The sequence below is a fragment of the Streptomyces sp. HUAS ZL42 genome (genome assembly GCF_040782645.1).
Taxonomy (GTDB): domain Bacteria; phylum Actinomycetota; class Actinomycetes; order Streptomycetales; family Streptomycetaceae; genus Streptomyces.
In genome coordinates this window covers 7,792,864-7,801,646 of sequence record NZ_CP160403.1, presented here as the reverse complement: position 1 = coordinate 7,801,646, position 8,783 = coordinate 7,792,864, and the positions used below count along the sequence as shown (strand labels likewise).

The window sequence follows — 8,783 nt, the reverse complement described above, 5'->3', positions numbered from 1 at the left end:
CCTCACCTGCCCCCGTGGTCCCCATGCCGTCTCAGCTCTCCGTGTCCTCGCCGCCCGCCCGACGGGTGTCGGGCCCGCCGTCCGGGCGGGTGGCGGAATCGCCGTCCGGGCGGGTGGCGGAATCGCCGTCCATGTGCCGGGGGCCGGACCGCGCGGAACCCGCGGCCCGCGGCGCCGTCCTGCGGGGCCGCGCCGGCGCCTTGGCCGTCGTCTTGGCGGGGGCCTTGGCGGCAGGCTTCGCGGGGGCCTTCGTCGCCTTCTTGGCCACAGCCTTGACGGGCGGCGCCTCCGGCCTCACAACCGCCCCGGAGGTCACTGGACTTGACGGCTCATCAACTTGCCGCTCGGCCCCCGGAGGGACCGGCGCGCCCGGCGCCCCGAACGGCAGCACCCGTACGTCCGGACGCTCCACCGGCTTCGCCGGCACCGGTGTCTCACGGCCGTCGATGAAGACCAGGGCCGCCTGGTAGACCACCGACAGCGCGTACGGGGTCTGGTAGAGCATCCCCCACAGCTTCGACGTCTCGTCGATGTCCATCACCGTCGGTGTGAACCGCACCCGCTGTGCCGCCTCAGCGAGGTCGCTGCCCGCCAAATAGGGCTTATCACCCGCCTGTTCGATGACGTCCTTGGGCAGGACCGGGATCTCGTGCAGGGTGCGCACGACGGAGCCGATCAGCCGTTGGCCGACGAGTTCCGCGTCCTCGCCGTAGGCGGTGATCAGGTAGTGCAGGTCGAGGGCCGCGGCGGGCCGTTTGACCAGCGTGCCGTCGGTCGCGCGGGTCGGCAGGTCGTTGCCCCGCTGCGAGGTGTTGGGCGTGACCTGGTAGAGGAACACGGAGACGGTCGGCTCGGCCGGCGGATCGGCCGGCGGCTTGCGCGGCTCCACCTTGACGGCCTCGCCGAACTCCGGGCCGACGTTGTTCGCGATCAGCAGGGCGAGGGCCTGGGTGACATGGGCGATGGCCAGTGCGTTGCTCATGGCGTCAGTTCCTCGGTTCCTCTTGTCCTACTGGTTGCTGTGTGCGGCTCACTCGCGTCCTCGCGCCAGGTACTCCGCCAGGCTCACGGTCGCCCCGGGCCTGCCCGCCGCCGGCGGGCGCTGCCGGGTGGGCCCCGCGGTCGGTGCCGCGGTCACTTCGAGCCGCCCGATCTGCACCTGCACCACCTGCTCGGGCGCCCGCGCAGGCCGCCGTGCGGCGGCCTGTCGTGCGGCCTCGCGTGCCGCCGCCGTGTCCGCGGCGGCCGGCCGCGCCGCGACCGGCGCGGAAGCGGGGGGAGCGGTGTCCGTACCCGGTGGGGTGGGCACGGACACCGCGGTCCGGTCGGGGCCCGGCTCCGCACGCCCCCGGCCCGGCGTGCGCCGCGGGCTCTCGGCGGCGGGTCGCGGGCCCGGGGCGAGTGGCGCGGAGGGACGCAGCAGCGGTGCCTCGGGCAGCTCCGGTACCGCGGACCGCCGGCCCTGGTCACCGGGCTCGCGCTCGGTGCGTACAACGGTCCGCTCGCGTTCCGTGTGCAGCCGGGCCGGTGTGGCCGCGGCCGGACGCGGGGCGTCCCGCTCCGGTGCGGACGACGGAGTGGCGGAGGGCCACAGCAGCGGGTCGGCCCCGTCCGGCTCGGGCGCCCGGGCCCGTACCGCCTCGGCCCGTTCGAACGGGCCGGGCAGCCGGGGCCGTACGCGCACCGCCTCCGTCACAGGGGCGGCGTGCCGGGCGATCAGCCGGTCGAGGAAGTCCGGCGCGGACGGACCCGGGCCCGAGCCCCGGCCGGGATCCGTCGGGAGGCTTCCCGTGGGGGAGTCAGACATCCGCACACAGCTCCAGGTAGTAGCGGCGCCGCAGCGGGCTGAGCGCCAGGATGTCCGGCTCGCTCCAGCCGTAGGCGGTGGCGAGCAGGTGGACGTCGAGCATCACGTCCCGGGCCCAGGCGTCCAGTTCGGTCCACAGGTAGGAGGCGATGTCCAGCTCGGCCCTGGTGGCCAGGCCGCACTCGGGGCAGGCGATGTTGAGTGTCACGTCGGCCCCGGGATCGGCCGCCTCGACGGCCTCGGCGATGCGGCGCTGCACGGGCGCGGGCAGGTCCCCCGCCGTCACCGCCGTACCGTCGCGGACCGCCGAGACGAGGCACCGCGCCAGGAGCGCCGCGCGCGGGTCGGCCGACCGGGCCGCCGCCGCCAGGTCGGCGACGCCGGGCAGCCGGAACTCGACGTCCCAGCCGTCCTGCGCGACCCGCACGACCGAGCCGGGGGAGGCGCCGAGGCTCCGTGCGAACTCCCCTGCGTCCAGATCGAACTCCATGTCCTCCCCGCACGCCGCGCACCCGAGCCGCACCTGCATCCGTTCCCCGAACAGGGCCCGGCGCAGGGCGAACAGGTCGGCCTCGCGCTCGCCCACCGCAAGCACCGGCAGCGTGCCCGCGTCGAGGTCCGGGCGTGCCGTGCGGTGCAGCAGCAGCGCGCGCCCTGCGGGTGCCTCGCCGAGCCCCGCCTCCCAGGTGGCGAGGAGCTCGGCCGCCCCGGTGATCCCCATGTCCTCCCCCGCTTCTCTCAACTGCCCTCAGGTCAGGCCGGGTTGAGGAACGACGGCTCCTCGGGCTCGGGCACCTCGTAGTCCCGCTCCCAGCCCTCGCACTCGAGCTTCAGCGACTGGATGGCCACCGCGTTGGCGTTGGCGTCCAGCTCGCCGAGGACCTGGTACTCGCTGGGCCAGGTCCGGTAGAGCTTGTGCGAGACGGCGACCTGACCGGCCTCGTTGAGGACCTGGATCACGATGTCCTTGCGGAAGTCCGCGAGGGACACCTCCGATCCGAGTCCCGCGCCGACCTGCCAGACCTTGTTGGCCCAGCGGTCGAACTCGGGGTCGTGGGTGACTCCGCGCTCCAGGGTGATGCCCTCGAACTCGGAGCGGCCCGGCGACTTGCGCGGGGAGGAGGGGTCGCCGCCGTGGCGGTGCTTGACGACCTCGGTGGTCCGCTTCAGCGGACTGATCTTGCTGATGCCGGCGACCGTTCGACCGTCCCACAGGACCAGGAACTTGAAGTTCTTGTACGGGTCGAAGCGATGGGCGTTGACCGTGAACTCAGCCATCGGATTCCTTCAGCTCTCCAAGGTTCAAGGGGTGCTAGAGCGCGAACTGCCCCGACGTCTGCTGGATTTTGACGACCACGAACTCGGCCGGGCGGACCGGCGCGATGCCCACCAGGACGTTCACGACGCCGTTCGCGACGTCCTCGTCGGTGGTGGTCTCGCTGTCGCACTTGACGAAGTACGCCGCACGCGGGGTGCTGCCCTTGAAGGCGCCCTGACGGAAGAGGGTGTGCAGGTACGAGGAGGCGCTGAGCCGGATCTGCTGCCACAGGCTCTCGTCGTTGGGCTCGAACACGACCCACTGCAGGCCGCGTTGCAGGCTCTCCTCCACATGCAGCGCGAGCCGCCGCACCGGGACGTACTTCCAGGCGCTGTCGAGCGCGTCGGAACCCTCCAGCGTCCGCGCGCCCCACACCAGCGGGCCGGTGAGCGGGAACGTGCGCAGGCAGTTGACGCCGAGCGGGTTGAGCAGCCCGGTCTCGCGGTCGGTGAGATCGACGGTGAGCGAGTGCACGCCGACGAGCTGGGCCTCTGTACCCGCCGGGGCCTTCCACACACCGCGTTCGGAGTCGGTGCGCGCGATGACGCCGGCGACCGCGCCGGACGGCGGGAAGGCGCGCAGCCGCCCGGTGAGCGGGTCGGTCAGCTGGATGTGCGGGAAGTACAGGCCGGCGTGGTTGCCGCGCACGGCGTCGAACGCGGAGAGCCCGGCGCGGGCCGTGTCGACGCTCACCCAGGTGCTCGGCGCGTCGACCAGCAGGAAGATCCGACGCTCCTCGCACAGCCGCTGGGCGGCCGACACGACGGTGAGCGCGTCCTCGGTCTTCTCGTACGACGCCAGCTCCGGCAGCGACAGCAGGTTGACGTCGGCCACCCCGCGCAGCGCCTGGATGCCGGTCTTGTCGGCCTCGGAGCCGATCAGGTCGCGCGGGCCCGGGGCCGCGCCGTCCTCGCCGCCCTCGAGCGGGAAAACCGGCGGGTTGACCGAGGCCTCCAGGCCCAGGTCGTTGGCGCACTCGCCGAGGAAGCGCACGACGTCCTCGGGGTCGGTGGAGCCCGCGACGACCTGCAACCGCCGTCCGAAGGCGGTGACTTCGGCACCGGCGAAGGCGTGCTTGCCCGGCGCGTCGGGCAGCGCCCGCAGCTTGCGCTCCAGGAGCAGCGCCAGCTCGGCCACGGTGGACGGTGCTTCGCCGTCGCAATCGGGGTCGTAGAGCGTGAACTCGCGCTCCACGTCGCCGATCTTCACGGTCAGGTCGACGGCCAGGTCGGGCAGTTCGCGCCCGAACGGCTTGGAGACGGTGCCCGACGGGTCGGGGCGGCCCTCGCCGACGGCCTCGACGCGGACGAGCCGGGAACTCGCGTTGATCACGGTGGGCGCGTAACGCCCGTGGCCGGCGTCCGTGGAGAGGCCGGTGAAGCTCTCGCGGGCGTCGCCCTTGGCGTCGTACACCCGCAGGTTGAAGGTCTCGTCGGGGCAGGGCGTGTCGTAGTCGACGGCGACGCGCAGGCCGTTGCCCCACACCCCGGGTTCCTTGGCGTGGACCTCGAGGACACGGCTCTCGCTGTGGCCCTCGGTGGACTCCAGCACGACGCAGGCGGCCTTGCCGCTGCCGGCCTTGGCGACACGGACGATCACGGCGGTCGTGCCGCCGTTGCCGAAGAACTGGTGGACCGCGTAGGCGACGGCGCTCTGCGAACTCAGGCCCCCGAAGCGGCGCTCGAACTCGGCGAAGCCGGTGACGCGCACGGGCTCGTTCAGCGGGCCCCGCCGGGTGTGTCCCACGAAGGCGGTCACCGAGGTGGTCACGGCGGAGATGGTGCGGGTGCTGCTGGGAAGCTCTTCGACGTAGACGCCCGGATATGTCGGCCTCGCGGCGCTCACGGCATTCGTCGGCATTCCCCCTCCTATCCCTTCTCAGGCACCGGGTCGAAGGCACCAAGAGGCGGCAGAGGGAGACGTCTCGGCCGGGGCGCGCGCAAGTGTTCCGGGACGCCATGACGCGCCGGACCGCGCACCCGCAACAGCTTTCCCCCGTCGGTTCCCCGGACGGACTGCCGCCCGGGTCAAGCAAGCACGCTTGTGACTCCTGATGCTCAAGTGCTCATCCACCTTGGTGAGTTGGCCGTTGCACGAGCAAGGTGTCTTCACGCCAGTTCGAAGGGAGGTTCGATGAAGTGGGGGACGCACGACCCGCACACGATGTGCGCGTGTCGGAACAGGTGCTTCACAGATTCCGCACGGGTGATGGTGCAGCAGAATGGAGGGCATGTCCCGACGTACCTCGCATCTCAGGCGGCAGCACGGTTCCGCCCCCGTTCACAAGCCCACCTGTCCTTGCGGTCTTGCGGAGACGTACGAAACGTGCTGTGGCCGATTCCATCGGGGTGAGGCGGCCGCCCCTACCGCCGAGAGGCTGATGCGTTCGCGCTACAGCGCTTTCGTGAAGCAGGACGAGGCGTACCTGCTGCGGACCTGGCATCCGCGCACCCGCCCGCCGCGGGTCGACTTCGACCCCGCAACGAGGTGGACCGGCCTGGAGATCCTGGAGACGACCGACGGCTCGGCGTTCCACACCACCGGCACGGTGACGTTCCGGGCCTCCTACAAAGGCGGTTCACTGCACGAGCGGAGCCGGTTCGAGCGGGTCGACGGGGCGTGGGTGTACGTCGAGGGAGACTTCCTCGACTCCCTCGGCTGAGGCGCGCTACGGCGCCAGGATGTCCAGCTCCTGCAGCGCACCGACCGTGATCTCCCGGGTCAGCCGCTCGGCGCGCGCCGCGTCGCCCTCGCGTACCGCCTCGGCGACCTGGACGTGCAGGGTGACGGCGGCCGGGTCGGGGTCCTCGAACATGACCTCGTGGTGGGTGCGGCCGGCGAGGACCTCGGCGACGAGGTCGCCCAGGCGGGCGAACATCTCGTTGCCGGAGGCCGTGAGGATCACCCGGTGGAAGGCCATGTCGTGGACGAGGTACCCCTCCAGCCGGTGGCCGCGCGAGTTGGCCACCATGCCGAGGGCGCACTCGGTGAGTTCGGCGCACTGCTCGGCCGTGGCGAACTTCGCCGCCAGACCGGCCGCGACCGGTTCGACCGCCGAGCGCAGGACGGTGAGCGAGCGCAACTGCCGCGGACGGTCGGCGCCCTGCATACGCCAGCGGATGACCTGCGGGTCGTAGACGTTCCACTCGGACTTCGCACGGACCGTCACGCCGACACGGCGGCGGGACTCCACCAGGTGCATGGATTCGAGCACCCGGACCGCCTCGCGCATCACGGAGCGTGACACGTCGAACCGTTGCGCCAGCTCGTCCGTGCGCAGAACGCTGCCAGGCGGGTACTCGCCCGCAGTGATCGCGGGGCCGAGGGTGTCCAGTACGCGGCCGTGCAGCCCCCGGCCCGGTGTGCTCATGCACTCAGCGTACGCGGCACGTAACGGAGCCAAAAAGTCAGACTTATTTGTCACAGACCCTTGAATTCGTCGTACCTAATGGGTTTGGGTGAGGCCGGCGTCGGGAGCCGACGCCGGATGTCAGTCGGATGTCGAGGAGAGACAGCCGGATGTCGAGGAAGACAGCGAGGCACTGATGCGCACCCCTCACGTCGTCGTGGTGATGGGCGTCGCCGGCACGGGCAAGACCACCATCGGTCCCCTGCTCGCCGCCCGGCTGGGCGTCCCGTACGCCGAGGCCGACGACTTCCACCCGCCGGCCAACATCGCCAAGATGTCGGCCGGTGTCCCGCTCGACGACGCGGACAGGTGGCCGTGGCTCGACGCCATCGGTGCCTGGGCGCACGGGCGGGCCGGGCTGGGCGGGGTGGTCAGCTGCTCGGCGCTGAAGCGGTCGTACCGCGACCGGCTCAGGGCCGCCGCACCCGGGATCGTGTTCGTGCACCTCACGGGCGACCGGAAACTCGTCGCGGACCGGATGGCGCATCGCCGGGGCCACTTCATGCCCCACGCGCTGCTGGACTCCCAGTTCGCCACGCTCCAGCCGCTGGGCGCGGACGAGGCGGGCGTCGCGGTCGACGTCTCCGGCAGCCCGCAGGAGATCACCGACCGGGCCGCGAAGGCGCTGGCCGGGCTTCCCGACCCACCGCAGTAGCCCCTCATCCGCAAGGCCTCCGCCAACCCATATCCGCAAGGGACCCCGTGACCAGACTCAGTGCCGAGATGCTGGCAGCGGACACCGTCGAGCCGATCACCTCGGCCGGTCATGCTCAGCTGGGCATAGCCGTCCTGGCGGGCATCGCCGTCATCGTCCTGCTCATCACCAAGTTCAAGCTCCATGCCTTCCTGTCGCTGACCCTCGGCTCGCTGGCGCTCGGCGCGTTCGCCGGGGCACCGCTCGACAAAACCATCGTCAGCTTCACCACCGGACTCGGCGCGACCGTCGCCGGCGTGGGCGTGCTGATCGCCCTGGGCGCGATCCTCGGCAAGCTGCTCGCCGACTCCGGGGGCGCCGATCAGATCGTCGACACGATCCTCGCGAAGGCGGGCGGGCGCTCGATGCCGTGGGCGATGGTGCTGATCGCCTCGGTGATCGGTCTGCCGCTGTTCTTCGAGGTCGGCGTCGTACTGCTGATCCCGGTCGTGCTGATGGTCGCCAAGCGGGGCAACTACTCGCTGATGCGCATCGGCATCCCGGCGCTCGCGGGCCTGTCCGTCATGCACGGCCTGGTTCCGCCGCACCCCGGCCCGCTGGTCGCGATCGACGCGGTCAAGGCCGACCTGGGCGTGACGCTGGCGCTGGGCGTGCTGGTCGCCATCCCGACGGTGATCATCGCCGGCCCGCTGTTCTCGCGGTTCGCGGCGCGCTGGGTGGACGTGCCGGCCCCGGACCGGATGCTGTATCCGACCGGGGGTTCCCCCCAGACCCCCGCCCAACGCGCTTCCGAGGAACCGGACAAGCGCCCCGGCTTCGTCCCCACGCTGGCCACGATCCTCCTGCCGGTCGTCCTGATGCTCGCCAAGGCGCTCGTCGACATCGTCGTGGACGACCCCACGCACACCGTGCAGCGCGTCTTCGACGTCATCGGCTCCCCGCTGATCGCCCTGCTCGCCTCCGTGATCGTCGGCATCTTCACGCTGGGCCGGCCCGCCGGCTTCAGCAAGGAGCGCATCTCGCAAGTCGTCGAGAAGGGCCTGGCCCCCATCGCCGGAATCCTGCTGATCGTCGGCGCGGGCGGCGGCTTCAAGCAGACGCTGATCGACTGCGGTGTCGGTCGGATGATCCTCGAGATCTCCGAGGACTGGTCCATCCCGGCCCTGCTGCTGGCCTGGCTGATCGCGGTCGCGATCCGCCTGGCGACCGGTTCGGCGACGGTCGCGACGGTCTCGGCGGCGGGTCTGGTGGCCCCGCTGGCGGCCGACATGTCGACTACCCACGCGGCCCTGCTGGTCCTCGCCATCGGAGCCGGATCGCTCTTCTTCAGCCATGTCAACGACGCCGGATTCTGGCTGGTGAAGGAGTACTTCGGCCTGACCGTCGGCCAGACGATCAAGACATGGTCGGTGATGGAGACGATCATTTCGGTGGTCGCGGGGGGTGTGGTCCTGCTGCTGTCACTGATCCTCTAGGGGTAAGTGGCTCTTCCGGTCGAGCAGTTGACGCCGTTACCGGACCGGCTCGGATTGCTGCGGGTGCTGCGGGACCTCGCCACCCGAGTAGCCGTTCACCGCAACCGGGCCGGAGAGCG

At 71.5% G+C, this 8,783-nt stretch carries 9 protein-coding genes; 3 read left to right on the top strand and 6 right to left on the bottom strand.

The features are described 5' to 3' along the window. Positions 1 to 31 precede the first annotated feature (31 nt). The 5 genes from ABZO29_RS35595 to ABZO29_RS35575 are packed head-to-tail and all read right to left on the bottom strand — an operon-like array spanning position 32 to position 4,985. Positions 32 to 982: a DUF4255 domain-containing protein gene (locus ABZO29_RS35595; protein ID WP_367324308.1), complete on the bottom strand. Its 951-nt coding sequence runs from the start codon at positions 980 to 982 to the stop codon at positions 32 to 34. Positions 983 to 1,030: 48 nt separating this feature from the next. Continuing rightward, positions 1,031 to 1,807, bottom strand: a complete 777-nt coding sequence (locus tag ABZO29_RS35590; protein WP_367324307.1) for a hypothetical protein — start codon at positions 1,805 to 1,807, stop codon at positions 1,031 to 1,033. Next, positions 1,800 to 2,528: a hypothetical protein gene (locus tag ABZO29_RS35585; protein WP_367324306.1), complete on the bottom strand. Its 729-nt coding sequence runs from the start codon at positions 2,526 to 2,528 to the stop codon at positions 1,800 to 1,802. Before ABZO29_RS35585 ends, ABZO29_RS35590 begins: the two co-directional genes overlap by 8 nt. Before the next feature lie 32 nt (positions 2,529 to 2,560). Next, complete coding sequence (locus tag ABZO29_RS35580; RefSeq protein ID WP_004003113.1) at positions 2,561 to 3,085, bottom strand: phage tail protein; 525 nt, start codon at positions 3,083 to 3,085, stop codon at positions 2,561 to 2,563. A 34-nt stretch (positions 3,086 to 3,119) separates the two neighbouring features. Further along, on the bottom strand, positions 3,120 to 4,985 hold the full coding sequence (locus ABZO29_RS35575) for a phage tail sheath family protein (protein WP_367324305.1): 1,866 nt from the start codon (positions 4,983 to 4,985) through the stop codon (positions 3,120 to 3,122). Positions 4,986 to 5,355: 370 nt separating this feature from the next. On the opposite strand from ABZO29_RS35575, the gene ABZO29_RS35570 reads away from it, so the two are divergent. Continuing rightward, complete coding sequence (locus tag ABZO29_RS35570) at positions 5,356 to 5,787, top strand: YchJ family protein (protein ID WP_367324304.1); 432 nt, start codon at positions 5,356 to 5,358, stop codon at positions 5,785 to 5,787. A 6-nt stretch (positions 5,788 to 5,793) separates the two neighbouring features. Here ABZO29_RS35570 and ABZO29_RS35565 read toward each other — a convergent pair whose 3' ends face one another. Next, positions 5,794 to 6,495, bottom strand: coding sequence for a FadR/GntR family transcriptional regulator (locus ABZO29_RS35565; RefSeq protein WP_367324303.1), 702 nt, complete (start codon positions 6,493 to 6,495; stop codon positions 5,794 to 5,796). Positions 6,496 to 6,670: 175 nt separating this feature from the next. Here ABZO29_RS35565 and ABZO29_RS35560 point away from each other — a divergent pair, with 175 nt between their 5' ends. Then, positions 6,671 to 7,189, top strand: coding sequence for a gluconokinase (locus ABZO29_RS35560; protein ID WP_367324302.1), 519 nt, complete (start codon positions 6,671 to 6,673; stop codon positions 7,187 to 7,189). A gap of 47 nt (positions 7,190 to 7,236) precedes the next feature. Next, positions 7,237 to 8,664, top strand: coding sequence for a GntP family permease (locus tag ABZO29_RS35555; RefSeq protein ID WP_367324301.1), 1,428 nt, complete (start codon positions 7,237 to 7,239; stop codon positions 8,662 to 8,664). Positions 8,665 to 8,783 lie beyond the last annotated feature (119 nt).